The organism is Curtobacterium sp. NPDC090217 (genome assembly GCF_044746705.1).
GTDB lineage: Bacteria > Actinomycetota > Actinomycetes > Actinomycetales > Microbacteriaceae > Curtobacterium.
Genome location: NZ_JBIVCR010000001.1, coordinates 245,175 through 271,847 on the forward strand (window position 1 = coordinate 245,175; position 26,673 = coordinate 271,847).

Here is a 26,673-nt window from a genome sequence, read left to right on the forward strand (position 1 = left end):
CACAGGCACTGCGGCATCCGGGGACAGGGGCACCCGCACCCGCGGCGCGCCCCACGCACGACGAAGGCCCGCCGAGCACTGCTCGACGGGCCTCCGACGTCAGGGGAGCATCACTCCCACTCGATCGTCCCCGGCGGCTTCGACGTGACATCGAGCACGACCCGGTTGACGTCGCGCACCTCGTTCGTGATGCGGTTCGAGATCTTCGCGAGCACGTCGTACGGCAGACGCGTCCAGTCGGCGGTCATCGCGTCCTCGGACGAAACCGGGCGGAGCACGATCGGGTGCCCGTACGTGCGCCCGTCGCCCTGGACGCCCACGGAGCGGACGTCCGCGAGGAGCACGACCGGGCACTGCCAGATCTCGTCGTCCAACCCCGCTGCGGTCAGTTCTTCACGCGCGATCTTGTCGGCCGCGCGCAGGATCTCCAACCGCTCCTTGTCGACGGACCCGACGATGCGGATGCCGAGACCGGGGCCGGGGAAGGGCTGGCGGCCGACGATGACCTCGGGGAGCCCGAGCTCGCGGCCGACGGCACGGACCTCGTCCTTGAACAGCGCACGGAGGGGCTCGACGAGCTCGAACGTCATGTCCTCGGGCAGACCACCGACGTTGTGGTGCGACTTGATGTTCGCGGTACCGGAGCCGCCACCGGACTCGACGACGTCCGGGTACAACGTGCCCTGCACGAGGAACTTGACCTCGGCGTCGCCGTCGGACGCGCGGGCTTCGAGCACGAGTGCCTCGGCGGCGGCCTCGAACGTGCGGATGAACTCGCGCCCGATGATCTTGCGCTTCTGCTCCGGATCGCTCACGCCGGCGAGGGCGTCGAGGAACTGCTGCTCGGCGTCGACCGTGATCAGGCGGACGCCGGTCGAGGCGACGTAGTCCTCCTCGACCTGCTTGCGCTCGTCGGCACGGAGGAGCCCGTGGTCGACGAAGACGCAGGTCAGCTGGTCCCCGACGGCCTTGTGGACGATCGCTGCGGCGACGGCGGAGTCGACCCCACCGGACAGCCCGGCGATGACGCGGGAGGACCCGACCTGCGCGCGGATGCGGGCGACCTGCTCCTCGATCACGTTGGACGAGTTCCAGTCGCCGGGGAGCCCGGCGGCCTTGTGCAGGAAGTTCTCGATGATCTCCTGGCCGTGCTCCGAGTGCTTCACCTCGGGGTGCCACTGCACGCCGTAGAGCTTGCGCTCGTCGGACGCGAAGGCCGCGACGGGAGTGGACGCACTCGACGCGAGCACGTCGAAGCCCGCAGGCGCCGCCGACACGGAATCGCCGTGCGACATCCAGGTCGTCTGGGCGGCCGGCTGTCCACCGAGCAGGACGGAATCGGTCCCGCTCACCTCGACGGAAGTGGCGCCGTACTCGCGGAGACCGGTGTTCGCCACCGTCCCACCGAGCGCCGATGCCATGGCCTGGAAGCCGTAGCAGATGCCGAGGACCGGGACGCCGAGCTCGAGGATGTCACCGTCGAGCGACGGTGCGCCGTCCTCGTACACGGACGACGGTCCGCCGGACAGCACGATCGCTGCCGGGGCCTTCGCACGGACCTCGTCCGCGGTGATGGAGTGCGGGACGATCTCGCTGTAGACGTTCGCTTCCCGCACGCGGCGAGCGATGAGCTGCGCGTACTGGGCTCCGAAGTCGACGACGAGGACGGGACGCTGTTCGGTCTCGCTCACCGAGCGGCCTCCTTCTCACGCGCCTGTTGCGCGGTCAGCTCGTGGTAGGTGTCCATGGCGATCTTCTGCATGCGGTGCTCGACCACGAACGACATGAACGGGATGATGCCCCCGAGGGCGATGAGCAGGAACCGGATCGGCTTCCAGCGCATGATGCTCCACAGACGGAAGTCCGTGAACAGGTACAGCACGTACAGCCACCCGTGGGCGATGAGGATGCCGATGGACAGGTTGAAGGTGCCGGGATCCTTGCCCGCAGTGCCCTCCGGCACGAAGAACGCTCCGCCGCCGAGCTGCATCTCGAGGTGCAGCGGCGTGTACTTGATGACCATCTCGACCACCAGGGCGAGCAGCAGCACACCGGTGATGTACGCCGAGACGCGGTACCACTTCACCGCTCCCGGGATCTTCGGGATGTCGCGGGTTCGGACGGTCAGAGCCATATCGGCCATCCTACCGTCGTGCGAGCATGACCTCTTCGTCCTCGTTCTCGCGCTCCCAGGCATCCTTCACGAAGCGCCACCAGAGGAACACGGCGAACCCGGCGAAGACGACCCACTCGACCGCGTAGAACAGGTTCAGCCAGTCGAACTGGACGTCGCGGGTCGGTGCGCGGTCGGCCACGGTGGACAGGTCCGCTGCCTTCGCCGTGGTGCCGTCCGCGACGACGTAGCCGCCGTACATGCGGTCGTCGAACGCCTTCCACGTGTTCACGAACCGCGCGGGTGCGACGGCCGAGTACTCGCTCTGCTGGAAGGAGTCCTGGTCCGGGGACTCTGACGGGTAGTACCGCCCCTGCACCGTGACGGTCGCACCGTCCGCCAGGCGGTCACCGCCGGCGACGGCGGCTGCCTTCTGGTCGGACCAGCCGATGACGACCGGGAGGCTCGCCCCAGTGGTCGTGTCGACCATGTGTCCGACGGTCTGGTACTTCCCACCCCCGCTGCGCCCGGTCAGGACCGTCGTGTCACCTTCCACGAAGCGGCCGGTGACGGTCACCTTCTGACCGGCGAGGCTGTCGCCCACCCCGCGCTCGGGCTTCGACACGTCCGACAACACGTGGCGCGTCTCGGTGGTGGCCGGGAGCGGCTTGCCGTTCTCGATGCTGCGTTCGAGTTGCCACTTACCGAGGAATGCGAACACCGCTGCGAGGACCAGCGCGAGCAGCAGCAGCGCGATCCATCTCGGTCGTCGGGCTACGGCCCACATGCGTATCAGTACTCCGGATCGCGCTGGCGTGCCGGGCGTTCGGGGCGCTCGGCGGGGATCTCGACCGACGACGTCCCCGTGCTCACCGTCTCCGGTTCACGCTCGGATGTCGTCTCCGGTCGACCATTCTCGCGCTCTTCGCTGCCAGCAGCCTCCACGAGGGCGATCTCCTCGGCGAACCGGGCATCGCGTTCGGCCTTGCGCGCAGCCGCTGCCTCGGCGGCGGCGCGCTCGCGCCCGCGCAGTTTGCGCACCCGGGCAGGACGGACCACGAGGCGGCCGATCCGGTCCGAGTTCGAGGCGAGCAACGGCCCGAGGATCGCCATGATGAGGACGTACAGGCCCGCGAACGCGGTGATCCGTGCCTCCAGTCCGGCGGCAGCCGAGAGCGTCGCGAGGATCAGCGCGAACTCGCCACGGTTCACCAGGATCACCGCGGTGTTGATGCCCTGCTGGACGGAGAAGCCGTTCATCCGGGCGACGAGCTGCCCTGCGACGGCGTTCAGCACGACCGTCATGCCGACCGCCGCGAGGACCGGCCAGAGCACCTCGCCGAAGGTGGCGATGTCGAGACCGAGCCCGAAGTTGACGAAGAAGAACGCCGCGAAGACGTCACGCATCGGGAGTGCCAGCTGCTCGATGCGGTCGCGGTAGCGCGTCGCGCCGCAGAGCAGGCCGATCACGAACGCGCCGATCGCGTCGGTCACGCCGAGGAGCTCCCCGATGCCACCGAACATCACGGCGAGGCCGAAGAACAGGATCGTGAAGAGCTCGTCGTCGCGCGTCGCGAAGATCCGCGAGACCTGTTTGCCGCCCCACCGCGCCAGGCTGAACATCACGATGAGGAACCCGAACGCCAGCCCGAGCTTGCCGATCACGCCCCACACGTTCGTGTCGCCGGACAGCACGACGGAGACGATCGCGAGGTAGATCGCGATGAAGACGTCCTCGATCACGGTCACGCCGAGGATCATCGGGGTCTCGTCGTTGGCCAGACGACGGAGTTCGATGAGCAGCTTCGTGACGATCGCGCTGGACGACGTCGCCGTCATCCCGGCGATGATCAGGGCTTCCCGAGTGCCCCAGCCCAGGGAGAACCCGAAGGCGAACCCGACGCCCATGTTGATCGCGACGTACGTGCCGCCGGACACCAGGAGTTTGCCGGCGTTGCCGTAGAACTCTTCCTGGTCGAACTCCAGCCCCAGGTTGAACAGCAGCAGGATCAGGCCGAAGGTGGCGATGAGCTCGATCGTGTGCGATTCGACGCTCAGCCCGATCCACGGCGTGTGCGGGCTCGCGATGAGCCCGACGATCATGTAGATCGGGATGGCGGGCAGGCCGATCAGCTTGCCGAGGCGTCCGAGGACGTAGGCGATGAGGAACAGGCCGCCGATGGTGAGCAGCTCACCACCCAGGTGCATCCGCGCTACCTTCCGGGCGGGGCCTCGGCAGCTGCTGCCGCCGCGAGCTCACCGCTGCGGTAGAACGAGAAGGCCTTCGCGACCTTCTCGGGAGCGCCGGCGACGACGATCGTGTCACCCGGGAAGACGACGAAGTCCGGTGACGGCGCCGGGTTGGCGCTGTCGCCACGGACGACGGCCACGACGGTCAGGCCGATGAAGCCCGAGTCGTGCAGGTCACCGAGCGGCTTGCCGGCGATCGCGTCGTCGTAGTCGACCGAGAACCAGTCGATCGACAGCCCGGGGATCTCGTCGAGCTTGTCGAGCCCCTCGGTGATGCGGGTGCCGCCGAGCAGCTCGGCGAGGGTGTGCGCTTCGTCCTCACTGAGGCGCAGCGACACCTTCTCCGACTTGTCGGCGCCGTCGGAGACGTCCGCGAAGGAGATGAGGTCGGAGTGTCCCGACCGGTGCGTGATGACACCACACTTGCCACCGTCGTCGGTGTAGAAGCTGTGCAGCACGCCGACTCCGGGGAGTTTGACGCGGTGAACGTCGACCATGATGGCTCCCTTTTCGAGTACGCCCATGCTAACCACCGCGAGTGCCCGCGCATTCCACCTGTGGAAAGTCCGTCAGCGCAGGATGCCGAGGCTGCGGGCTGTGGAGACCGCCGCCGTCCGTGACGTCACCCCGAGCTTGGAGAAGACGTGCACGAGGTGCGACTTCACGGTGGCGTCGCTGATGTAGAGCGCCGCAGCGACCTCGCCGTTCGATGCGCCGTCGGCCACGAGCCGGAGGACCTCGATCTCGCGGGTGGAGAGGCTGACCTGCGGGGCACGCATGCGTTCCATCAGGCGCCCGGCGATCGCCGGCGCGAGTGCGCTCTCCCCGGCAGCTGCAGCACGGACGGCCGCGACGAGTTCGTGGGGCGGGGCGTCCTTCAGCAGGTATCCGCTCGCGCCGGCCTCCACCGCGCCGAGGATGTCGCCGTCGGTGTCGTAGTTCGTGAGCACGAGGACGTAGGGCGGTGCGTCGAGCGCCCGGATCCGCCGGGTGGCGTCGGCACCGGTGCGTTCGTGGCCGAACTGCAGGTCCATCAGCACGAGCTCGGGGTTGAACGCCGCCGCGTACTCGAATGCTTCGTCCGGGTCGCCTGCTTCCCCGACGACCTGGATGCCGTCGGCGGCGTCGAGCAGCGCCCGGAGTCCGGCGCGGACGACGGGGTGGTCGTCGGCGATGACGATGCGGATCACGCGGTCACCTCCAGCACGGCGACGAGCGTGGTCCCGCGCCCTGGCGCGGAGTCGACGTCGAGCGTGCCGCCGAACTGCGCGACGCGTTCCCGCATCGCGCGCAGGCCGAACGAATCCGACCACCCGGCGTCGCTCGCCACGGTGACCGGGTCGAATCCGGAACCGTCGTCGGTGATGGTGAGACGGGCCGCCTGTCCGGACGTGGTGAGCTCGATGCAGACCGACGTGGCGCCGGCGTGCTGCACCACGTTCGCAACGGCCCCCTGCGCGATCCGCAGGAGTGCGCTCTGCACCGTCATCGGCAGCTCGACGTCGTCGGGGACTTCAACCCGCACGGAGAGTCCGTCACGTCCCGAGGACTCCGCGAGCCGGTGGAGCGCCGCGGCGATCCCCTGGTCGAGCGTCGGTGGGGAGAGCTCGCGGATGAACCGACGGGTGTCGGCGAGACCATCGGCAGCGGTCTGCCGGGCGAGACGGACGTGCTCGATGCCGGGCCGGTCCCCGTCGACCATCTCGGCCGCGTGCAGCAGCATCTGGATGCTCGAGAGCCCCTGCGCGACGGTGTCGTGGATCTCGCGGGCGAGGCGGGACCGCTCCGCGAGGACGCCCTGCTCGTGCTGGGTGGCGGCGAGCTCGCCCTGCGTCGCCAGGAGCTGGGCGACGAGTTCCTCGCGCTCCGCTGCTTCACGTGCGAGGGCCCGGTACCCGAGCCCGATCAAGAGTGCGACCCCGGCGCCGACGAGCGGACCGATGACACCGCCGACCGTGAACCCGCCGTGGAACCCGAGCGCGACGATCGAGACGCCCGTCGCCACGATCACGGCGACGGGCCCGACGATGCTCGGGAGCACGTGCAGGTACAGGAAGAAGAGCGGGAAGACGAGGTAGGCGGCTTCCGGCACGAGGACCAGGAGCGCGATCCACACCACCGAGAGCGCGACGAGCCACACGGCGCCGGCCAGGGCACGACGATCAGGCCCGGCCGCAGCGACGCGGCCGCCGACCACGTAGACGGCGGCGAAGACCACCACGAGCGCCAGCGCGATCCACATCGACGGCGCACGGACCAGCAGGACACGGACGACGACCAGGACGGTGAGCGTGGCGAAGAGCACGTGCAGCCCCGTCCGGAGCCCTACGAAGACCGGGGTGAGCGTGCTGTGCGCCATTTCCCCACCAGCGTACGGAGCGCCCGAGCGGACGGGATCAACCGAAAGTTCGATCCGAGGACCAACCCCGGCGACGATGCCCGCGGAGCGGTGTCCGGCGAGGCTGATGACTGCGCCGCGGAGGGTCCACGGCGCGGGAAGGAACAGCGTGTTCGTCGCCTGGCGCGATCTCCGGCACGCCCGCGGCCGGTTCGTGCTCATCGCCGCCGTCGTGGCACTCATCACCCTGCTCGTCGGGTTCCTCGCAGGACTCACCGGCGGCCTCGCGTCCCAGAACGTCTCCGCGGTCCTCGGCCTGCCGGGCAGCAAGCTGGTCCTGCAGGCACCGTCGGACGGCACCGCCTCGTTCTCCGAGTCCGCGATCTCGCCGCGCACCGTCGCCGTCTGGCAGGACGCCGACGGGACCGACGACGTGGTCCCGATCGGGATCGTCCAGGGCCGCGCGCACGGCGTGGTCACCGGGTCGGGTGCGTCGGGGTCGCCGGTCGGGGTCGCACTCTTCGGCGTCCCGGACGATGCCGCGCGCTCGGACGATGCCGCACGCCCGGACGATGCCGCACGCTCGACGGTGTCCGACCTCGCGCCGACCTCCGACGCCGAGGTCGGCCTGTCCGCCGGTGCCGCCGACGACCTCGGGGTGACGACCGGCGACCGCATCACGATCACCGGGACGACCTACCGCGTCGCGAGCATCGGCGGCGACGCCTGGTTCAGCCACACGCCGGTCGTCGCGATGACCCCGACGGCCTGGGCCGCGGCCGACCACCGACTCGGCGGCGACGGTGACGTGACGGTCCTCGCCGTGAGCGGTCAGCCCGACTGGGACGCCGTCGCGGACGCCACCGACACCTCGGCCGCGTCGCCGCTGCTGAGCCTCGGCGCGCTCGAGACCTTCAAGTCCGAGGTCGGGTCGCTCGCACTCATGATCGCGATGCTGTTCGGGGTCTCCGCACTGGTCGTCGGCGCGTTCTTCACGGTGTGGACCATGCAGCGGTCAGGAGACGTCGCCGTCCTGAAGGCGCTCGGAGCGAGCACGGGGTCACTCGTCCGCGATGCTCTCGGGCAGGCACTCGTCGTGCTCGTCGTCGGGATCGGGGTCGGCATGCTCGCCGTCGTCGGCCTCGGCGCACTCGCCGGCGGCGCACTGCCGTTCCTCCTCAGCCCGCTGACCACCCTGGTGCCGGCGCTCGCGATGGCCGTGCTCGGCCTCGCCGGCGCAGCAGTCGCGCTCCGCACCGTCACCGCCGCAGACCCCCTCACCGCACTCGGGAGCAACCGATGATCACCCTCGACGACGTCACCCTCACGTTCCCGGACGGCACCGCCCGGGTCACCGCGGTCGACCACGCCACGCTCCGAGCAGAGGCCGGCGTCGTGACCGGCATCACCGGGCCGTCCGGTTCGGGCAAGTCATCGTTGCTCGCGGTCGCGGCGACGCTCATCCGTCCCGACTCCGGTCGGGTGCTCATCGGTGAGGTCGACGCCGCCGGGCTCTCCCGCGACGAGGCCACCACGCTCCGCCGCGAACGGATCGGCATCGTCTTCCAGCAGTCGAACCTGCTGCCGTCGCTCACCGCGCGGGAACAGCTCCTGGTGATGGCCGAGCTCGGCGGTGGTGACCGAGGACGTCGTCGCCGCATCGCCGAGCGCGCCGATGACCTGCTCGACGCCGTCGGTCTCTCCGAGCACGCGGGGAAGCGTCCCGCGCAGCTCTCCGGTGGACAGCGCCAGCGCGTCGCGATCGCCCGGGGGCTCGTCCACGATCCCGACGTCCTGCTGGTGGACGAACCGACGAGTGCCCTCGACCGGGAACGCGGGGCGGCGATCATGGAGCTCGTCGCGCGACTCACGCACGAACGCGGGACGGCGACGCTGCTCGTGACCCACGACCTCGTGCACCGTGGGTCGCTCGATGACCTCGTGACGATCGTCGACGGCAGGATCACCGACCGCGAGACCGCGGCGGTCTGACGCGGGATGACCGCAGACGACCGCTGGCGTGCGGTCAGGCGATCTCGGCTCCGGCTCCGGCACCGCGAGCCGCCGTCAGGAGCGTTCCGTCGACGACGAGCTCGACCGCCGCGGCGATCTCCGGCGCCAACCACCGATCGTCGCCAGGACCGGCCACGCGTTGCCGGAGCGCGGCCCGGACCGCGCCGGTCACGGGTGCCGACGATTCCCCGCGGAAGTCCGCCGCCCGAGCCGCGGTCATGATCTCGATCGCGAGCACACGCCCGAGTCCGTCGACCGCGCGACGGAGCTTCCGCGCGGCGCCCCAGCCCATCGACACGTGGTCCTCCTGCATCGCGGACGTCGGGATCGAGTCCACCGACGCCGGCACCGCGAGCCGCTTCAGCTCGGAGACGATCCCGGCCTGGGTGTACTGCGCGATCATGTGCCCGGAGTCCACGCCGGGGTCGTTCGCCAGGAACGGCGGCAGCCCTCCCGACCGGCTCGCGTCCAGGAACCGGTCCGTCCGTCGCTCCGACATGCTCGCGACGTCAGCCACCGCGATCGCGACGAAGTCGAGCACGTAGCCGACCGGCGCCCCGTGGAAGTTGCCGTTCGACTCCACACGCCCGTCGATCGTCACGACGGGGTTGTCGACCGCCGACGCGAGCTCACGCGAGGCGACGAGCGCCGCGTGGTCGAGGGTGTCGCGCGCCGCTCCGTGCACCTGGGGTGCGCACCGCAGCGAGTAGGCGTCCTGCACCCGGGTGAAGCCGGACGAGCGATGTGCGGCGATGACGGGTGACGCGTCGAGGGCGGCCCGCATGTTCGCTGCCGACCGCGCCTGGCCCGGGTGCGGCCGGAGCGCCTGCAGATCGGCGGCGAACACCGTGTCCGTCCCGGCGAGCCCCTCGACGCTCATGGCGGCGGCGAGGTCGGCGGTGGCGACGAGGTCCCGCAGGTCTGCCAACGCGAGGAGGAGCATCCCGAGCATGCCGTCGGTGCCGTTGATGAGCGCGAGCCCTTCCTTCTCGCGGAGGACGAGCGGCTCGATGCCCGCGGCGACGAGTGCGTCGGCGGCCGGCATCGGGACGCCGTCGACTCGCACCTCGCCCTCGCCCATCGCGGCGAGCGCACAGTGCGCCAGCGGCGCGAGGTCGCCGGAGCAGCCCAGGCTGCCGTACTCGCCGATCACTGGCGTGATCCTGGCGTTCAGCAGCGACGCGTACGTCAGCGCGACGTCCGGCCGGACCCCGGTGCGACCGGTGGCCAGGGTGGAGAGCCGCAGGAGCATGAGCGCACGGACGACCTCGTCCTCGATCGCCGGACCACTCGACGCGGCGTGGCTCCGGACGAGGGACGCCTGCAGCTGCTTCCGTCGGTCGAACGGGATCTGCTTCGTCGCGAGTGCGCCGAACCCCGTCGAGACCCCGTAGTGCGGCGCGGTGTCGTCGGCCAGCGCCTCGATCACCGCGCGGCTGTCGGCCATCGCGACGAGGGACTCCGGGCTGATCTCGACGAGGGCACCGTGCCGTGCCACGGCGACGACGTCAGCCGGGTCGAGGGCGCCGGTGTGGACGGAGACGGGACGAGACGCGGTGACGGTCATGGTGCTCCTTTGCTGTACCGGCTACCCGGTACAGCAATTGAAGCACCCGATCGCCGCCGCGACTACTTCGGCTCGGTGGTCTTCTCGCCGACGACCTGCTCGTCGCTCGCCGTCGCACCGTCGGCGCCCTCGCTCCGCCCGCCGCCGACGACGACGTCGTCCTCCTCGAACCCGAACGCGATGTCCGGCGCCTCGAGACGCACACGGTCAGCAGACGCGTCGTCCGGTTCGAGCTGCGAGGCCCGCTCGGCGGCGACGCGCTTCAGGTAGTTCGACACCTCGGCCTCGGTCTGCTCCTGGTCCCAGCCGAGCACACCGGCCATGAGCTTCGCCGCGACGGGAGCCGCCGACTCGCCACGGTCCCACGCCTCGATGGAGATGCGGGTCCGGCGGGCGAGGACGTCCTCCAGGTGCAGTGCCCCCTCGTGCGAGGCCGCGTACACGACCTCGGCGCCGATGTAGTCGTCCGCCCCCGGGAGCGCCTCGGCGAGCGCGGGGTCCTCCTTCACGAGCTGGAGCACCTCGCTGGTGAGCGTTCCGTACCGGTTGAGCAGGTGCTCGACGCGGACCTTGTGCAGCCCGAACGTGCGGGCGGTGCGTCCGCGCTTGTTCCACGCCGCCGGGTACCCCTCGGCACCGAGCAGCGGGATGTCCTCGGTGGTCGACGACGGGATCTTGCCGTCCATCGCGGCGACCGCCTCGTCGATGGCGTCCTTGCCCATCACCCGGTAGGTGGTCCACTTGCCACCCGCGACGACCACGAGCCCCGGCACCGTGTGCGCGACGACGTGTTCGCGGCTGAGCTTCGACGTCTGGTCGGACTCGCCCGCGAGCAGCGGCCGGAGTCCGGCGTAGACGCCCTCGACGTCCTCACGGGTGAGCGGGACGCGGAGCACCTTGTTGACGTGTTCGAGGATGTAGTCGATGTCCGCCGCGGTGGCTGCCGGGTGCGCCTTGTCGAGGTACCAGTCGGTGTCGGTGGTCCCGACGAGCCAGTGCCGTCCCCACGGGATGACGAACAGCACGCTCTTCTCGGTGCGGAGGATCATGCCCATGTTCGACTGGAAGCGGTCGCGTGGGATGACGAGGTGCACGCCCTTCGACGCCCGCACCTTGAACTGCCCCCGTGTGCCCACCATCGCCTGGGTGTCGTCCGTCCAGACACCCGTCGCGTTGACGACCTGCTTGGCCTTGATGTCGAACTTCTCGCCGGTCTGGATGTCGTGCGCGTGTGCGCCGACGACCCGTTCGCCGACCTTGATGAACCCCTCGATGCGGATGCGGGACGCGGCGTGGGCGCCGTAGGACGCAGCCGTCCGGACGAGTGAGGACACGTAGCGGGCGTCGTCCACCTGGGCGTCGTAGTAGGTCATCCCCCCGACGAAGGCGTCCTTCTTCAGGGACGGCATCGAGCGGAGCACCTGCGTGCGGCTGAGGTGTCGGTGGTGCGGGACACCGGGCGGGCGCCCACCCGACCAGCTGAACGCGTCGTACATCGCCATGCCGATGCCGATGTAGAAGCGCTCCCAGACGCGGTGGTTCAGCGGGTACAGGAACCGGACCGGCTTCACGAGGTGCGGCGCGATGCGCTGGAGCAGCAGGCCGCGCTCGATGAGGGCTTCTCGGACGAGCCCGAAGTTCAGCTGCTCGAGGTAGCGGATGCCGCCGTGGACGAGCTTCGACGAGCGACTCGACGTACCGGATCCCCAGTCACGGGCCTCGACGATGCCGACGCTCAGTCCCCGGGTCACCGCATCGAGCGCGCTCCCACCGCCGACGATCCCGCCGCCGACGACCAGGACGTCCAGCTCCTTGGTCTTCAGCACCTCGATCGCGGCCGCGCGTTCGTCCGGTCCGAGCTTCGCCCGGGGGTCGAACCCCGCCGTGCCGAATGCTCCGGTCGGTGCCTTCTTGCCCGAGACCGTCGTTGCCATCATCGCCTCCGCGCTGCCGTTGCGAGCGGCGCCGGAGCGTCACCCGCGCTGCACGGGTGCCACCGTCACTGCTGGTGGTACGGCGCCACGACCACTTCTACTCGCTGGAACTCCTTGACGTCGGAGTAACCGGTCGTCGCCATCGAGCGACGCAGCGCCCCGACGATGTTCGCGCGGCCGTCCCACGTCGGGGTCGGGCCGTTGAGGATGTTCTCGAGCGGGGCGATCGTGCCGACCTCGACACGGCGGCCGCGCGGCAGCTCCGGGTGGTGCGCCTCGGCGCCCCAGTGGAACCCACCGCCGGGGGCTTCGGTCGCACGGGCGAGTGCCGTGCCGAGCATGACGGCGTCGGCACCCATCGCGATCGCCTTGACGACGTCGCCGGCGGTGTCGAGGCCGCCGTCCGCGATGACGTGCACGTAGCGGCCACCCGACTCGTCCATGTAGTCACGGCGGGCGCCGGCGATGTCGGCGACCGCGGTGGCCATCGGCGCGTGGATGCCGAGCGCGGCACGGGTGGTGGAGGCAGCGCCGCCGCCGAACCCGACGAGCACACCGGCGGCACCGGTCCGCATGAGGTGCAGGGCGGCCGTGTAGGTCGAGGCACCGCCGACGATCACGGGGACGTCGAGCTCGTAGATGAACTTCTTGAGGTTGAGGGGCTCGGTGCTCTGCGACACGTGCTCCGCGGAGACGGTGGTGCCGCGGATGACGAACAGGTCGACACCGGCGTCGACGACGGTCTGCGAGAACTCCTGCGTGCGCTGCGGGCTGAGCGACCCGGCGACCGCGACACCGGCGGCGCGGATCTCCGCGAGCCGCGCGGTGATGAGCTCGGCCTTGACCGGCTCCGCGTAGATCTCCTGCATGCGCTTCGTGACGTTGCCGTCGGTGAGCGCACGGATCTCGGCGTAGTAGGGCTCCGGGTCTTCGTACCGGGTCCAGAGCCCCTCGAGGTCGAGGACACCGAGGATCCCGGCCTTGCCCATCTGGATGACCGTCGCCGGCGAGGCGACGGAGTCCATCGGCGCGGCGAGGATCGGCGCTTCGAACGTGAAGGCGTCGATCGACCACTGCACGTTCACGTCACGCGGGTCACGCGTGCGCCGCGAGGGGACCACCGCGATGTCGTCGAACGCGTACGCCCGACGTCCGCGCTTGCCTGCACCGATCTCGACTTCACTCACCCGGCAAGCCTACCGGTGGCCTACCGCGCGCGTCGTCGGCGGAGCATGCGGAGCGTCAGGCCGAGTGCGAGCGCCAGGACGATGAGCACGACGAGCAGCGCCGCCGCGACCTTCACGAGCAGTGCGGCACCGACGAAGAGCACGGCGAAGACGACCCAGACCAGGATGTCCATCGCGATGCTCGAGACGCGTTCCACCTGCGGAACGCTACCCGCATGGCGGAGCCGAGCCGAGCCTCCAGGCTGGGAGAGGGGCCGTGCGGCGCAGAAGCGACTTCGCACGACCCCTCTCGGTTGCCGGTACCGCCCCCACAGCGGCACCGGCATGCCGACCCCGACTCGCGCTAGCGAGCGGCGTCGACGTCCTTCGCGAGCGTCCCCAGGTAGAGCTCGATGACCTTCGGGTCGTCGGCGAGCTCGCGCCCGGTGCCCGAGTACGCGTTCTTCCCCTGGTCGAGCACGTACCCACGATCGCAGATCTGCAGACAGCGTCGCGCGTTCTGCTCCACCATGATGATCGACACACCGGCCTTGTTGATCCGGCGTGTGCGGATGAACGTCTCGTCCTGGCGCACCGGGGACAGCCCGGCGGACGGCTCGTCGAGCAGCAGCACCTTCGGGTCCATCATCAGCGCCCTGGCCATCGCGACCGACTGCCGCTCGCCGCCGGAGAGCGATCCGGCGCGCTGGCCGCGGCGCTGGCCGAGCACCGGGAACAGGTCGTAGATGACCTCGAGCCGCTCGGCGAACTTCCGCGGCCGCAGGTAGAGCCCCATCTGCAGGTTCTCCTCGATGGACAGCGACGGGAACACGTTGTTCGTCTGCGGCACGAACCCGACGCCCGCCTGCACGAGCTTGTTCGCCTTCATGTTGGTGATGTCCTCGCCCTGCAGCGTCACCGAGCCGTCCCGCACGGAGACCAGCCCGAACAGCGCCTTGAGGAGCGTCGACTTGCCTGCTCCGTTCGGGCCGATGATGCCGATGAGCTCACCCGGGTAGCAGTCCAGGTCGCAACCGTTCAGGATGTTCACCCCCGGCAGGTACCCGGCGACCAGGCCGCTGGCACGCATCACCGGTTCCAGCGTGGCCGTCCCGGTTCCGCCGGTCTGCGCTCCGCCGGTCGGACTGGAGGCACGGGTCGGTTCCGCCCCGTTCGTCGCGTCGGTCATCGGGTCGCCTTCCCGTCGTCGGCGGAGTCCGCCGTGCTGTCTGCTGTCGTGTCCGTTGCGGGTGCCGGCGTCGTGTCCGTCGCGGGTGCCGCCGTCGTGTCCGTCGCGGGTGCCGTCTCGGTGGCACCCTCGACGGCGTCTTCCTCGGCGACCTCTTCGGCGAGTTCCTCGTAGGTCTCCTCGGTGAGGAGCGAGTCGTCACCGAGGTCGGTGTCGTGGTGCGCCCCGAGGTACGCGTCGATGACCGCCTGGTCGTCCATCACCGTGCTTGCCGGCCCCTCGGCGACGACGCGCCCCTCGGCCATGACGACCACCCAGTCCGAGATGTGCCGGACCATGTGCATGTCGTGCTCGACGAAGAGCACGGTCATGCCGTCGTCGCGGAGGGACTGGATGTGCCCGAGCAACGACTGGGTGAGCGCCGGGTTCACGCCGGCCATCGGCTCGTCGAGCATGATCATCGTCGGGTCGGACATCAGTGCCCTGGCCATCTCGAGGAGCTTCCGCTGGCCGCCCGAGAGCGATCCCGCGTAGTCGTCCTTCTTCTCGAGCAGCTTGAACCGGGCGAGGAGTTCCTCGGCCTTGGCGGTGATCTCCCGCTCACGGCGGCGCCAGACCGGCGCGATCAGCGCGGCGAAGAAGTTCTCGCCGGGTTGGTCCTTCGCGCCGAGCAGCATGTTCTGCATCACCGTGAGCCGCGACAGCGCCTTGGTGAGCTGGAAGGTGCGGACCATGCCGGCGCGGGCCACCTTGGCGGCGCCGGTGTTGCCGAGGGTCTTGCCGTTGAAGACCCAGCTCGCGTCCTTGCCGCTCGACGGCTTGTCGAACCCGGTGAGGAGGTTGAAGAACGTCGTCTTGCCGGCACCGTTCGGCCCGATCAACGCGGTGATCGAGCCGCGCTGGACCTCGAGGTGGTCGACGTCGACGGCGGTCATGCCGCCGAACTTCCTGGTGATGTTGTCGACGGTGAGGATGGCGTCGGGCTTCGCGGCGCCCGGCGTGTGCGCGACGGTGCTCGTGGAGGTCTCAGACACTGAACGTCAGCTCCTTCTTGTTCCCGAGGAGTCCCTGTGGACGGAAGACGATGAGCAGCATGAGCGCGACGCCGACGAGCACGTAGGAGAACTGCTCCGCCTGCTGCGCGTTCATGATCGAGTTGGGGATGAAGTCGCTCGCGAGCGTCCTGATCGCGAGCCGGACGACGAAGAACAGCACCGAACCGAGCACCGGCCCGAAGACCGTCGCCGCGCCGCCGAGGATGAGCGCGGTCCAGATGAAGAACGTCATCGAGCGACCCATCGCGTCCGGTTGCACCGAACTCGGCAGGACGTAGATGACCCCGGCGAGCGCTCCGAGCGCACCACCGAAGACGAGCGCCTGCATCTTGTACGAGTACACGCTCTTGCCGAGGGAGCGCACCGCGTCCTCGTCCTCGCGGATGGCCTTCACGACGCGGCCCCACGGGCTGCGCATGAGCAGGAAGAGCACGAGCGTGAAGAGGGCGACGAGTCCCCACCCGACGATGCGGATCCACCAGCCGTTCACGCCGTTGTTCGAGTACGTGAACCACAGGATCGTGGTCGTGCCGTCCGGCAGGAAGCTCAGCGCGTTGAACGGGTCGCGGTAGGCCGATCCGGCGATGCCGTTCGAGCCGCCCGTCGTCGTCGTGAGGAGACTCGACCTGCCGACCATGCGGATGATCTCCGCGCCGGAGATCGTCACGATCGCCAGGTAGTCGCCCCGCAACCGGAGTGTCGGGATGCCGAGGATGATCGCGAAGACGATCGCCACGAGCAGTGCGACGAGGACCGCCATCCCGAACGGCAGCCCGTTCGTGATCGAGATCGCGAAGCCGTAGGCGCCGAGCAGCAGGAACGCCGCCTGCCCCATGTTGACGAGCCCGGTGAGCCCGAAGTGCACGTTCAGCCCGATCGCGGCGAGCGCGAACGCTGCCGTGGTGGGTGCGAGTGCCTCCTGCGTCAGTGCGCTGAGGAGGTTGACGATGTAGTCCATGACGGCGCTCCCTTAACCGATCCGCTCGGCGCGACCGAAGATGCCCTGCGGCCGGAACAGCAGGATGAGGATGAGGATGACGAGTGCCGTGGCGTACTTGAAGTCACCGGGCAGCACCAGGTTCGTGAGCTCGACGACGACGCCGATGATCATCGACCCGACGAGCGCGCCGTAGGCCGTCCCGAGACCACCGAGGGTCACGGCGGCGAACATGAGCAGGAGCAGCTGCAGGCCGGTCTGCCAGTTCACGCCGTTGAGCACGAGGCCGAGCATCACGCCGGACAGTCCGGCGAGCCCGGCGGCGAGCGTCCACACGAACCGGATGACCCGGTCGACGTCGATGCCGGACGCCGACGCGAGCGCCGGGTTGTCGGACACCGCTCGGGTGGCACGGCCGAACCGCGTCTTCGCGAGGAACAACCCGGTCGCGACGAGCACGACGAGCGCGATGCCCATCGCCACGTAGGACTGCACCGTGAGCGTCACGCCGGCGAACGTCACCGTCGCGGGGTTGCTCTGCTGGATGCGGACCGTCGAGGCCCCGAAGAAGTACTGGAACGCGTACTGCGCCGCGATCGACAGACCGATCGTGACGATCATCAGCTGCGTCAGGCTGATCCGTCGGCGGCGCAACGGTTTCCAGATGACCATGTCCTGGAAGTACCCCGTCGCCGCACAGAGGGCCACGACGATGACGCCTGCCACCCAGACGTTCATGCCGAGCTGGTTCGCGAACACGTAGGCGAGGAGCCCACCGAGGGTCACCTGCTCACCGTGCGAGAAGCTCGAGAGGCCCGTCGTGCCGTAGATCAGCGAGAGACCGATCGACGCGAGCGCGAGGAGCAGCCCGAGCCGGATGCCGGAGACGAACTGCTGCCAGGCCCGCGCCGGTGTGACGCTCGTCGAGGCATCGCTCGTCGTCGCACCCTGCTGGTCGGACAGCTGGAAGATCTGCCCGGCGTTGGCGTTGAGGTTCGCCTGCACGGTGCGCTTCGCGTCCGCCGCGTTCGTCAGGAACTGTCCCTTCGGCAGCGTGTCCTGGTCGACGGTCACCGAGTACTGCCCGGCGGCTGGGACGCTGACGGACCAGCGGCCGGCGTCGGTCGTCGTCGACGTCGCGGTGAAGCCGCTCGGGCCGGCCACGTCGACGTCAACGCCCTCGGCCGGCTTCCGCTCGGAGTCGAGGATGGTGCCCTGGATGCAGCCGTTGGTCGGGCTGACGGTGCAGGGCTGGGTGCTCGAGGGCGCGGTGCTGGCGGATGCGCTGGGGGTCGCGCTCGCCGTGGCCGCGGTCGTGGCTCCCTGAGCAGGGAGGGTCACGGCCCAGTCGACGAAGAAGGTCGCCAGGAAGGCCGCGACGAGCACGACGACGAGCACCAGTCGGCGACGACCTGGCGCACCGGGGCGGAATCGGCGCAGCAGCGCAGATCCCGCAGGAGTGATGGATCCCACGGAAGAGCCTCTCGTTCGGATGCCGAGGAACCTATGGGGATTTTGTGTCACCCGTGTTTCCATCTCGTTCCCTGTGGAATTCGTGCCAGAACTGTGATGCTGTGCAGGGAGCTCCGAGGCGGGCCCGCACCGAGCCTCCAGGCCCGTGCCCATCCGGAATGCGCGGTCCGTCGCGCGCGTTAGCATGGTCTATCCGGAACCCACAGCTGCGTTCCCGGTGTCTGAAACCACTTCACTCGCCCACGAAGGGGACCCATGGACCAGCCGGATCCGTTCGGATTCATCGGACTCACGTACGACGACGTCATGCTCCTGCCGGGGTACACCGACGTCATCCCGAGCGAGGCGTCGACCGCGTCCCGGCTCACCAAGCGGATCACGGTCAACGTCCCGCTGCTCTCCGCGGCGATGGACACCGTGACCGAGGCACGCATGGCGATCGCCATGGCGCGCCAGGGCGGCATCGGCATCCTGCACCGCAACATGTCGATCGCCGACCAGGCCGCTGCGGTCGACAAGGTCAAGCGCTCCGAGTCGGGCATGATCACCAACCCGGTGACCACCAACCCGGACGCCACCGTCGCCGAGGTCGATGCGCTCTGTGGACAGTTCCGCGTCTCCGGCCTCCCCGTGGTGGAGGGCGACGGCACCCTCGTCGGGATCATCACCAACCGTGACATGCGGTTCGTGGCGCCGTTCGAGCAGCAGACCACGCTCGTGCGCGACGTCATGACCAAGGCGCCGCTCATCACCGCGCAGGTCGGCATCGACCCGGACGACGCCGTCGCGATCTTCGCCCAGCACAAGATCGAGAAGCTCCCGCTCGTCGACGCCGACGGCAAGCTCCGCGGGCTCATCACCGTCAAGGACTTCGACAAGAGCGAGAAGTACCCGGACGCCACGAAGGACGACGCCGGACGGCTGCGCGTCGGTGCGGCGATCGGCTTCTTCGGTGACGCCTGGGAGCGCGCGACCGCCCTGCTCGAAGCGGGCGTGGACGTGCTCGTCGTCGACACCGCCAACGGCCACAGCGCCGGCGTGCTCGACATGGTCCGTCGTCTGAAGGCCGACCCGGCGTTCGACGGTGTGGACGTCATCGGCGGCCAAGCAGCCACGCGTGAAGGAGCGCAGGCGCTCATCGACGCCGGTGTGGACGCCGTCAAGGTCGGTGTCGGCCCCGGCTCGATCTGCACCACCCGCGTCGTCGCCGGCGTCGGTGTGCCGCAGGTCACCGCGGTCTACGAGGCGTCCCTCGCCGCACGCGAAGCCGGCGTGCCGGTCATCGCCGACGGCGGGCTGCAGTACTCGGGCGACATCGCGAAGGCCCTCGTGGCGGGAGCCGACACCGTGATGCTCGGCTCGCTCCTCGCCGGCACCGACGAGTCCCCCGGCGACCTGGTGTTCGTCGGCGGCAAGCAGTTCAAGGCGTACCGCGGGATGGGCTCCCTCGGCGCTCTGCAGACCCGCGGCAAGAAGACCTCGTACTCGAAGGACCGGTACTTCCAGGCCGACGTCCCCTCCGACGACAAGCTCGTGCCGGAGGGCATCGAGGGCCAGGTGCCGTACCGCGGCTCGGTCGCGAACGTCGTGTACCAGCTCGTCGGTGGGCTCCGGCAGTCGATGTTCTACGTCGGCGGCCGCACGGTCCCCGAGCTCAAGGCGCGCGGCAAGTTCGTCCGCATCACGCCGGCCGGGCTCAAGGAGTCGCACCCGCACGACGTCCAGATGGTCGTCGAGGCGCCGAACTACCGCAGCTGACGCGCTCCGGCGCCCGAGACGCCCCCGTTCCCTCGAGACGCCGCCGAATCCGGCGGCGTCTCAGGCGGACGGGGGCGTCTCGCGTTTCCGAGGGTGCGCCGGCAGGCGTGCCGGAGTCCTCCACACGGGTCCTCAGGGGTGCACGGTCCACTGACGGCGTCGGGGGCCGGATGTGCGGGGCGCGGATCCCGGACGCTGAGGGGATGGACGTGCCGATCATCCGACTCCCGTCGTCGCTCAGCGACCCCGTCCGGCTGTTCCACGGCGCCGCGATGGAGCGTCGGGAGTGGGACGGACTCGACCACCTGGAGCGACGACGGCTCCTCGTGCGCGCTCGGTACGCCGCACTCACCGCGCCGGGGATCGTGTCCCACCGCTCCGCCGCCGCGCTGTGGGGAATGCCCGACGTCGATCCGCCCGACGTCCGGCTGCACCTGATCGTCCCGGGCGCGAAGCGGACGCACAGTGGTCGCGGTGTCGTCCGACACGTCGACGCACGCGGCGACCTCACCGCGACGAGCATCGACGGGGTGCCCGTGACGACCGTCGTCCAGACCGCCGTCGACCTCGCTCGGACCGGCACGTCGACGCAGGCCGTCGTGGTGTTCGACCACGTCCTCCGCCGGGGAGACTGTTCCCGCGACGACCTCGGACGCGCGCTCGACCCGCTCGACGGACTGCGCGGGATCCGGCAGGCCCGGGATGCCCTCGCGTTCGCCGATCCCGGGAGCGACTCACCCGGCGAATCGATCAGCCGTGTGACGCTGCGGAGCCTCCGGGTACCCACACCGGTGCTCCAGCAGGAGTTCACCACCGATGCCGGACGGTTCCGCGTGGACTTCTGGTGGCCCGAGCACGGGGTGGTCGGCGAGTTCGACGGTCGCGTGAAGTACGACGACCACGAGGTGGTCTGGCGCGAGAAGCTCCGAGAAGACGCGCTCCGTCGCCTGCCCCAGGTGCACGGGTTCGCACGGTGGACGATGCGCGAAGCACGCTCTCAGGCGGCTCTGGCCCTAGTCGTGCTCGCCGCCGGATTGCCGGTACCGCGAGCGGGCGTCATGCGTCACTGAGGCGTCGACGACGCGAGCCGGTACGCTCCGGTCATGGTCAGCGCCGTCTCGCACACCTCCATCGACTGCCGTGACGCGTACACGCTCTCCGAGTGGTGGCGGCAGGTGCTCGGCTACATCGACGTCGCCGACGACCCGAACGAGCCGGGCCACGAGGAGTGCATGATCCTCTCCCCCGACGGCTCCCACCACGTGCTGTTCATCCAAGTCCCCGAGGCGAAGTCCGTGAAGAACCGGATCCACTTCGACCTCCGCCCGACCGACCGCACCCGGGACGCGGAGGTCGAACGGCTGATCGGCATCGGCGCCGTCCAGCTCGCCGACCGCCGCACGCCCAGCGGCGGGTGGGTGACGCTCGCCGACCCCGAGGGGAACGAGTTCTGTGTCCTCCGCTCCCAGTCCGAGCTCGACTGACACCTCCGCCTGCCCGAAACACCTCCATCTGCCCGAAGCGCCGCCGAATTGCGCGGCGTCTCGGAACGAAGGCGGCGTCTCGGAACATTGGCGGCGTCTCGCAGCAGGAGCAGCAGTCGCCGCGAACCCGTGGAGACGCACAGCTTCTGTCACGGCTCGGTAACGAAACAGTTTGCGTACCGCCCCGTCACACGGGCGAAACACCCGGACCCTACTTTTGCTCGCATCCCCACACGGAGGCGTCGCACTCGACCCGATGCGGCTCAGCCTCCGTGCCGAGAAAGGGTTCCACGGATGATCAGAACCACCCGCGTCACCACGGCGCTGGCATTGGCGGGAGCGGCAGCGGTGCTGCTCGCGGCGTGTTCCACGGCCGGCAGCGCCGACCCGTCGTCGTCGGCTTCGGCAGCGAAGAAGGACCCGGCGTCGAGCTGCAAGGCACCGTCGTCACCAGGCACCGACGCGCTGAAGATCGGCACGATCCTGCCGCTCACCGGCTCGCTGGCGTACCTCAACCCGCCCGCCGAGTCCGGTGTCGGCCTCGCCGTCGAGGACATCAACTCCGCCGGCGGCGTGCTCGACAAGGACGTCACGATCGAGCCGCAGACGGACTCGGGTGACAGCACCGACATGACCGTCTCGAGCTCCGCTGCGACGAAGCTCGTCAACGCGAAGGTCCCGGTGGCGATCGGCGCCGAGTCGTCCTCGGTGACGCTCAACGTGATCGACCAGCTCACGAGCAACTGCATCGTGGAGATCTCGCCGGCCAACACGGCGACCGACCTCTCGGGCTACTCGTCGTACTACTACCGGACCGCTCCGCCGGACTCGGTGCAGGGTTCGGCGCTCGGCCAGCTCATCACCGGCGACGGCAACGCCAAGGTCGCGTTCCTGGTCTTCAACGACACGTACGGCACGGGCCTCCGCAACTCGGTCCAGAAGGCCGTCGAGGCCTCTGGTGGCCAGGTCGTCTACGGCGGCAAGGGCAAGGGCCAGGAGTTCCCGCCCGGACAGACCACGTTCTCGTCCGAGGTGACGGCCGCACTCGCGACCAAGCCCGACGCGATCGTCGTCCTCGCGTTCGACGAGACGAAGTCGATCATCCCCGAGCTGAAGTCGCAGAACGCCGACATGGCGAAGATCTACATGTCGGACGGCAACACGGCGGACTACTCGAAGGACTTCGACCCGGGCACGCTCGAGGGAGCGCAGGGCACGATCCCCGGTGCTTCGCCGAAGGACGAGCTGAAGCAGCGCCTCGTCGACTACTACAAGACGTCGTCGGGCAAGGACCTCACCGACTACTCGTACGCAGCCGAGTCCTACGACGCCACCACCCTCGCCGCCCTCGCAGCGGTGAAGGGCAAGGGCACCGACTCCGGCACGATCCAGGCCAACATGGCTGCGGTCTCCGGCGCGGACGGCGGCACCGAGTGCTCGACGTTCAAGGACTGCAAGGCACTCCTCGACGACGGCAAGGACATCCACTACACGGGCCCGTCCGGCATCGGCCCGTTCGACAAGAACAACGACCCGTCGACCGCCTACATCGGCATCTACAAGTTCGACGGTGACAACAAGCCGCAGTACCAGAGCGCGATCCAGGGCTCGGTCGCGAAGTAACCGCACCGCACCCCGCGAAAGCGACAGTCCCCGGCAGGGTTTCTGCCGGGGACTGTCGCTTTCACGGAACGACGGCACGCGGCACGCGGCACGACAGGACAGGACAGGCAGGCGGACGGGAGGCTCGGGGCGCGTCCGTCAGGCGGGCGCGGCCGGCAGGACGGTACGTCGGGCGCGGCGCGCGGCGGTGAACGAGTCCACGGACAGGATCACGAGGGCGCACCACACGATCCCGAAGCCGATCCACCGCGAGGTGCTCATCGCCTCGTGCTGGATCGTCACGCCCACGACGAGCTGCATCACGGGCGTCAGGTACTGCGTCAGCCCGAGCGTCGAGAGCGACAGCCGCCTGGCCGACGACGCGAAGAGCAGCAGCGGCACCGCCGTCGCGGGGCCCGCCCCGATCATGATCAGCGCGTGCACCCAGCCCTCGCTGCCGAACGTGATGCCGCCGCCGATCCCGGTGACGCCGAGCACGACCAACGCGCCGACCGCGAGCGGTGTGAGCCACATCGTCTCGATCGTCAGGCCGGAGAGCGCGTCCACGGTGCCGCCGACACGCTTCTTCACCAGGCCGTACAGCCCGAAGGAGAACGCCAGCGCGAGCGAGATCCACGGCATCTGGCCGTACCCGACGGCGATGACGACGACGGCCACGACGCTGATGCCGACCGCGGTCCACTGCGCCGGACGGAGGCGTTCCCGGAGCAGCACGACGCCGAGCGCGATCGTCACGAGCGGGTTGATGAAGTAGCCGAGCGCGGCCTCGACCGTGTGGCCCGTCGTCGTCGCGATGACGTACACGGTCCAGTTCACGACGATGAGCACCGCGGCGATCGCCATGACGCCCATCACCCGACGCTGGACGAGCAGGGACCGCGTCCGGAGCCACGACCGGGTGACGGCGATCGCGATCACGCAGAAGCCCAGGCCGAAGACGATCCGCCAGGCGACGATCTCGAAGGCGCCCGCGGGGGCCATCGCCGCGAAGAGCAGCGGCATGAGTCCCCAGAGCCCGTAGGCGACGATCGCCTGCACGACCCCGACGGATGCTTCGCTCCTGGCCACGCGCTCGGTCACGGACCAATGCTACGGACGTGCGCCGACACGACGGACGTGCCCCGGGCCTCCAGGCCGGAACGGCGAACGCCCCATCAGCCGGGAGCTGACGGGGCGTTCGTTCGTGGAGCGGGGTTCAGTGCTCGATGACCGCGAGGACGTCGCGAGCCGAGAGGACCAGGAGGTCTTCGCCCGAGTACTTGACCTCGGTGCCGCCGTACTTCGAGTAGATGACCTTGTCGCCGACGGCGACGTCGAGCGGGACGCGGTTGCCGTTGTCGTCGATGCGACCCGGACCCACGGCCACGACCTCGCCCTCCTGCGGCTTCTCCTTCGCGGTGTCCGGGATGACGAGACCGGAAGCAGTGGTCTGCTCCGCCTCGACCTGACGGATGACGATGCGATCTTCGAGCGGCTTGATGGTGACGGCCACGGTGACCTCTTCTTTCTCGGTACTGACTCGGTACAGATGAAAACCGGTTGGCACTACGCACACGAGAGTGCCAAGTCCAACTGTAGGGGGCCGCTGGCACTCGGTCAATCCGAGTGCCAGCGCATCCGTTGATGACAGGATCGTCTCATGGACGCCGCCGATCTCGCCCAGCTGTTGACCCCGGACGGGATGGCGCTGCTCGACCGTACGCCGAGCGTCTCCGACGACGGTGAGATCGTCCGCGTCGTCTCCCGGCTGCGGGCGGAGGGGCACGATCCCGGGCTCGTCGCCGCCGTGCTGACCCAGGCGAAGCTCCGGCAGAAGGCCAGGGGGAAGTTCGGCGACTTCGCGTCGCGGATGCTCTTCACCGAATCCGGGCTCGAGCAGGCCACCCGGCTGTCCGTCGCTGCCCAGCACGCCGGACGCTTCGCCGCGGCGGGGCTCCGTCGGGTGGCGGACCTCGGCTGCGGCATCGGCGGGGACGCGATGGCCATGGCGGCGCTCGACCTCGACGTGACGGCGGTCGACCGCGACGAGGTCACGGCGGCGGTCGCCACGTACAACCTCTCGCCGTGGTCCGATGCCCGCGTGGAGCTCGGGGACGCGGCCTCGTTCGACCTGTCGCGCGTCGACGGCGTCTGGATGGACCCCGCACGACGGACGGCCGGCCACGCGAACACGCGACGCCTCGTCGACCCCGACGACTGGTCGCCGTCGCTGGACACCGTGTTCGCGGCGGCGACGACCACGCCGACCGGGGTGAAGCTCGGCCCCGGGATCGACCGCGACCTCGTCCCGGACACCGCGGAAGCGCAGTGGACGTCCGTCGACCGCGAGGTCGTCGAGCTCGCACTCTGGTTCGGGCCGCTCGCACGCCCTGGCATCCGGCGCGCGGCCACCGTGATCGGGCCGCACGGCATCGCGGAGCTGACCGCGGCGGACGACTCCGAGGACGAACCGGCCGGGCCGATCGGCGAGTACCTCTACGAACCGGACGGGGCCGTCATCCGGGCGCGGCTGATCGGTGACCTGGCGCGGTCGATCGACGGGCACATGCTCTCCGACGGGATCGCGTACGTGACGTCCTCACGTGCGGTGACCACGCCGTTCGCGCAGGGCTTCCGGGTGCTGGACACGATGCCCCTCGACGTCAAGCAGCTCGCGGCACGGCTCGCCGCGGACGGGATCGGCACGGTGGAGATCAAGAAGCGCGGCGTGGACGTCGACCCCACCCAGTTCCGGAAGCGACTGCGACTGCGCGGCGGGTCCGGCCGGGTGACCCTGGTGCTCACCAGGCTCGAGGGCCGCCACACGGCGATCCTCTGCGAGCGCCTCACGTAGGGCGGGCGCACCCGACCTGTGCCGCTCTGTCCCCCGAAAGCGACAGTTTCCGCCCGGGTCTCTGGCGGAAACTGTCGCTTTGGCGGATGGTGGAGTGGGATGCGTCCCCGCCTCAGCTGATGAACGCGCCGGTCGAGCCGTAGTCGTAGTTGTCGTCGTAGTACCCGCCGCCGGAGTGCCCGATCGCGAAGACGACGACCACGATCCAGAGGATCCACACGCCGGTCATCACCCACCCGGCGATGATGCCGGTCAGTGCGAGGCCGCGACCCTGCTCGCCGTTCTGCTTGATCTTGCCGAGCGCCACGTGTCCGAGGATCGCACCGGCTGGGCCGAGCAGGATCGCGATGAAGAAGAACGGGATCGCGCCGAGACCGAACACGATCGACAGGATCGCGAGGATGCTCGTCTTCGGGCGCTGCGCGTAGGGCTGGTACCCGGCGTTGGAGTACGCGCCGGCGGGGGCGTAGGGGTTCGCGTAGGGCGCGGAACCGGGAGCGCCCTGCCCGGCGTACGGCGCCGAACCCGGAGCGGATGCGGCGTAGGGGTTCTGCGGTGCGCCGTACTGCGGCTGCTGCGAGGCAGCGTACGGGTTCTGCTGCTGCGGAGCGCCGTACTGCGGCTGCTGGGGAGCGGCGTACGGGTTCTGCTGCGGCGCACCGTACTGCGGCTGCTCCGGAGCACCGTACTGCGACTGCTGCTGCTGCTGCTGCTGCTGCTGCTGCTGCTGCGCACCGTACTGCGGCTGCTGCGGCGCGTACGGGTTCGGCTGCTGCGTGTCCTGGCCGTACCCGTTCGGCTCCGCCGCCGACCCGGGGGCCGGTGCCGATGCGGTCGGGTCCTGCGACGCCGGCTGCTGCCCGTCCGGCTGCTGTTCGCCCGGCTTCGGCCACTGGTTCTGATCGGACACGTTGCACCCCTCCCGACGACCCGTGCGGCC

At 69.7% G+C, this 26,673-nt stretch carries 25 protein-coding genes; 7 read left to right on the forward strand and 18 right to left on the reverse strand.

The window, feature by feature from the left end; genetic code table 11:
* Positions 1-110: 110 nt before the first annotated feature.
* From guaA to ACIPJ2_RS01215, 7 genes are all read right to left on the reverse strand, one after another.
* Positions 111-1,691, reverse strand: a complete 1,581-nt coding sequence (gene guaA / locus ACIPJ2_RS01185; protein ID WP_402727215.1) for a glutamine-hydrolyzing GMP synthase — start codon at positions 1,689-1,691, stop codon at positions 111-113.
* Positions 1,688-2,134 (reverse strand): DUF3817 domain-containing protein, encoded by a 447-nt coding sequence (locus ACIPJ2_RS01190; RefSeq protein ID WP_281265959.1) that lies wholly within the window; start codon positions 2,132-2,134, stop codon positions 1,688-1,690. The genes guaA and ACIPJ2_RS01190 overlap by 4 nt, the downstream gene beginning before the upstream one ends.
* A gap of 10 nt (positions 2,135-2,144) precedes the next feature.
* Positions 2,145-2,900 (reverse strand): SURF1 family cytochrome oxidase biogenesis protein, encoded by a 756-nt coding sequence (locus ACIPJ2_RS01195; protein ID WP_402727216.1) that lies wholly within the window; start codon positions 2,898-2,900, stop codon positions 2,145-2,147.
* A 5-nt stretch (positions 2,901-2,905) separates the two neighbouring features.
* On the reverse strand, positions 2,906-4,321 hold the full coding sequence (locus ACIPJ2_RS01200; RefSeq protein WP_402727217.1) for a cation:proton antiporter: 1,416 nt from the start codon (positions 4,319-4,321) through the stop codon (positions 2,906-2,908).
* Positions 4,322-4,326: 5 nt separating this feature from the next.
* Positions 4,327-4,860: a cation:proton antiporter regulatory subunit gene (locus ACIPJ2_RS01205; protein WP_144760467.1), complete on the reverse strand. Its 534-nt coding sequence runs from the start codon at positions 4,858-4,860 to the stop codon at positions 4,327-4,329.
* A gap of 72 nt (positions 4,861-4,932) precedes the next feature.
* Complete coding sequence (locus tag ACIPJ2_RS01210) at positions 4,933-5,553, reverse strand: response regulator (protein WP_402727218.1); 621 nt, start codon at positions 5,551-5,553, stop codon at positions 4,933-4,935.
* Positions 5,550-6,722, reverse strand: coding sequence for a sensor histidine kinase (locus ACIPJ2_RS01215; RefSeq protein ID WP_402727219.1), 1,173 nt, complete (start codon positions 6,720-6,722; stop codon positions 5,550-5,552). Before ACIPJ2_RS01215 ends, ACIPJ2_RS01210 begins: the two co-directional genes overlap by 4 nt.
* Positions 6,723-6,870: 148 nt before the next feature.
* Between ACIPJ2_RS01215 and ACIPJ2_RS01220 the strand changes: the two genes are divergently transcribed.
* Positions 6,871-8,004: an ABC transporter permease gene (locus ACIPJ2_RS01220; protein WP_402727220.1), complete on the forward strand. Its 1,134-nt coding sequence runs from the start codon at positions 6,871-6,873 to the stop codon at positions 8,002-8,004.
* A complete protein-coding gene (locus ACIPJ2_RS01225; RefSeq protein WP_402727221.1) occupies positions 8,001-8,693 on the forward strand; it encodes an ABC transporter ATP-binding protein in 693 nt (230 codons plus the stop codon). Before ACIPJ2_RS01220 ends, ACIPJ2_RS01225 begins: the two co-directional genes overlap by 4 nt.
* A gap of 34 nt (positions 8,694-8,727) precedes the next feature.
* Here the strand turns inward: ACIPJ2_RS01225 and hutH are convergent, their stop codons facing one another.
* From hutH to ACIPJ2_RS01265, 8 genes are all read right to left on the reverse strand, one after another.
* A complete protein-coding gene (gene hutH / locus ACIPJ2_RS01230) occupies positions 8,728-10,281 on the reverse strand; it encodes a histidine ammonia-lyase (RefSeq protein WP_402727222.1) in 1,554 nt (517 codons plus the stop codon).
* 62 nt (positions 10,282-10,343) lie between these two features.
* Positions 10,344-12,215 (reverse strand): glycerol-3-phosphate dehydrogenase/oxidase, encoded by a 1,872-nt coding sequence (locus ACIPJ2_RS01235; protein ID WP_402727223.1) that lies wholly within the window; start codon positions 12,213-12,215, stop codon positions 10,344-10,346.
* A 65-nt stretch (positions 12,216-12,280) separates the two neighbouring features.
* A complete protein-coding gene (locus tag ACIPJ2_RS01240) occupies positions 12,281-13,402 on the reverse strand; it encodes a GuaB3 family IMP dehydrogenase-related protein (RefSeq protein WP_402727224.1) in 1,122 nt (373 codons plus the stop codon).
* A 20-nt stretch (positions 13,403-13,422) separates the two neighbouring features.
* Positions 13,423-13,599 carry a hypothetical protein gene (locus ACIPJ2_RS01245; protein ID WP_281265965.1) on the reverse strand — a complete coding sequence of 59 codons (177 nt, stop codon included), beginning with the start codon at positions 13,597-13,599 and terminating at the stop codon, positions 13,423-13,425.
* A 146-nt stretch (positions 13,600-13,745) separates the two neighbouring features.
* The gene (locus ACIPJ2_RS01250; protein WP_281267638.1) at positions 13,746-14,471 is read right to left on the reverse strand and encodes an ABC transporter ATP-binding protein; all 726 of its coding nucleotides are present in this window, start codon (positions 14,469-14,471) and stop codon (positions 13,746-13,748) included.
* 95 nt (positions 14,472-14,566) lie between these two features.
* A complete protein-coding gene (locus tag ACIPJ2_RS01255) occupies positions 14,567-15,604 on the reverse strand; it encodes an ABC transporter ATP-binding protein (RefSeq protein WP_402727225.1) in 1,038 nt (345 codons plus the stop codon).
* On the reverse strand, positions 15,597-16,583 hold the full coding sequence (locus ACIPJ2_RS01260) for a branched-chain amino acid ABC transporter permease (RefSeq protein ID WP_281265967.1): 987 nt from the start codon (positions 16,581-16,583) through the stop codon (positions 15,597-15,599). The genes ACIPJ2_RS01255 and ACIPJ2_RS01260 overlap by 8 nt, the downstream gene beginning before the upstream one ends.
* 12 nt (positions 16,584-16,595) lie before the next feature.
* The gene (locus ACIPJ2_RS01265; RefSeq protein WP_402728302.1) at positions 16,596-17,948 is read right to left on the reverse strand and encodes a branched-chain amino acid ABC transporter permease; all 1,353 of its coding nucleotides are present in this window, start codon (positions 17,946-17,948) and stop codon (positions 16,596-16,598) included.
* 342 nt (positions 17,949-18,290) lie between these two features.
* On the opposite strand from ACIPJ2_RS01265, the gene guaB reads away from it, so the two are divergent.
* From guaB to ACIPJ2_RS01285, 4 genes are all read left to right on the forward strand, one after another.
* Entirely contained in the window at positions 18,291-19,793 is a 1,503-nt protein-coding gene (gene guaB, locus ACIPJ2_RS01270) for an IMP dehydrogenase (protein ID WP_281265968.1), read from the forward strand.
* Positions 19,794-20,002: 209 nt separating this feature from the next.
* Positions 20,003-20,863, forward strand: a complete 861-nt coding sequence (locus ACIPJ2_RS01275; protein WP_402727226.1) for a hypothetical protein — start codon at positions 20,003-20,005, stop codon at positions 20,861-20,863.
* A 33-nt stretch (positions 20,864-20,896) separates the two neighbouring features.
* The gene (locus ACIPJ2_RS01280; protein ID WP_402727227.1) at positions 20,897-21,277 is read left to right on the forward strand and encodes a VOC family protein; all 381 of its coding nucleotides are present in this window, start codon (positions 20,897-20,899) and stop codon (positions 21,275-21,277) included.
* Positions 21,278-21,571: 294 nt separating this feature from the next.
* Positions 21,572-22,900, forward strand: a complete 1,329-nt coding sequence (locus ACIPJ2_RS01285) for an ABC transporter substrate-binding protein (RefSeq protein WP_281265971.1) — start codon at positions 21,572-21,574, stop codon at positions 22,898-22,900.
* Between the two features lie 138 nt (positions 22,901-23,038).
* Here the strand turns inward: ACIPJ2_RS01285 and rarD are convergent, their stop codons facing one another.
* Positions 23,039-23,980, reverse strand: coding sequence for an EamA family transporter RarD (gene rarD / locus ACIPJ2_RS01290; RefSeq protein WP_402727228.1), 942 nt, complete (start codon positions 23,978-23,980; stop codon positions 23,039-23,041).
* Between the two features lie 115 nt (positions 23,981-24,095).
* Positions 24,096-24,392 carry a co-chaperone GroES gene (gene groES / locus ACIPJ2_RS01295; RefSeq protein ID WP_056121496.1) on the reverse strand — a complete coding sequence of 99 codons (297 nt, stop codon included), beginning with the start codon at positions 24,390-24,392 and terminating at the stop codon, positions 24,096-24,098.
* Positions 24,393-24,539: 147 nt separating this feature from the next.
* Here groES and ACIPJ2_RS01300 point away from each other — a divergent pair, with 147 nt between their 5' ends.
* Positions 24,540-25,733, forward strand: a complete 1,194-nt coding sequence (locus tag ACIPJ2_RS01300; protein WP_402727229.1) for an SAM-dependent methyltransferase — start codon at positions 24,540-24,542, stop codon at positions 25,731-25,733.
* A gap of 112 nt (positions 25,734-25,845) precedes the next feature.
* Here the strand turns inward: ACIPJ2_RS01300 and ACIPJ2_RS01305 are convergent, their stop codons facing one another.
* Complete coding sequence (locus ACIPJ2_RS01305) at positions 25,846-26,643, reverse strand: DUF4190 domain-containing protein (protein WP_402727230.1); 798 nt, start codon at positions 26,641-26,643, stop codon at positions 25,846-25,848.
* Between the last annotated feature and the right edge of the window lie 30 nt (positions 26,644-26,673).

Bases quoted from the DNA above. Each gene is read 5' to 3' on its own strand.
- ACIPJ2_RS01190 (WP_281265959.1), bottom strand. From the start codon at position 2,134: ATGGCTCTGACCGTCCGAACCCGCGACATCCCGAAGATCCCGGGAGCG.
- ACIPJ2_RS01195 (WP_402727216.1), bottom strand. From the start codon at position 2,900: ATGTGGGCCGTAGCCCGACGACCGAGATGGATCGCGCTGCTGCTGCTC.
- ACIPJ2_RS01200 (WP_402727217.1), bottom strand. From the start codon at position 4,321: ATGCACCTGGGTGGTGAGCTGCTCACCATCGGCGGCCTGTTCCTCATC.
- ACIPJ2_RS01205 (WP_144760467.1), bottom strand. From the start codon at position 4,860: ATGGTCGACGTTCACCGCGTCAAACTCCCCGGAGTCGGCGTGCTGCAC.
- ACIPJ2_RS01215 (WP_402727219.1), bottom strand. From the start codon at position 6,722: ATGGCGCACAGCACGCTCACCCCGGTCTTCGTAGGGCTCCGGACGGGG.
- ACIPJ2_RS01225 (WP_402727221.1), top strand. From the start codon at position 8,001: ATGATCACCCTCGACGACGTCACCCTCACGTTCCCGGACGGCACCGCC.
- hutH (WP_402727222.1), bottom strand. From the start codon at position 10,281: ATGACCGTCACCGCGTCTCGTCCCGTCTCCGTCCACACCGGCGCCCTC.
- ACIPJ2_RS01235 (WP_402727223.1), bottom strand. From the start codon at position 12,215: ATGGCAACGACGGTCTCGGGCAAGAAGGCACCGACCGGAGCATTCGGC.
- ACIPJ2_RS01250 (WP_281267638.1), bottom strand. From the start codon at position 14,471: ATGCGTGCCAGCGGCCTGGTCGCCGGGTACCTGCCGGGGGTGAACATC.
- ACIPJ2_RS01260 (WP_281265967.1), bottom strand. From the start codon at position 16,583: ATGGACTACATCGTCAACCTCCTCAGCGCACTGACGCAGGAGGCACTC.
- guaB (WP_281265968.1), top strand. From the start codon at position 18,291: ATGGACCAGCCGGATCCGTTCGGATTCATCGGACTCACGTACGACGAC.
- ACIPJ2_RS01280 (WP_402727227.1), top strand. From the start codon at position 20,897: ATGGTCAGCGCCGTCTCGCACACCTCCATCGACTGCCGTGACGCGTAC.
- ACIPJ2_RS01285 (WP_281265971.1), top strand. From the start codon at position 21,572: ATGATCAGAACCACCCGCGTCACCACGGCGCTGGCATTGGCGGGAGCG.
- ACIPJ2_RS01300 (WP_402727229.1), top strand. From the start codon at position 24,540: ATGGACGCCGCCGATCTCGCCCAGCTGTTGACCCCGGACGGGATGGCG.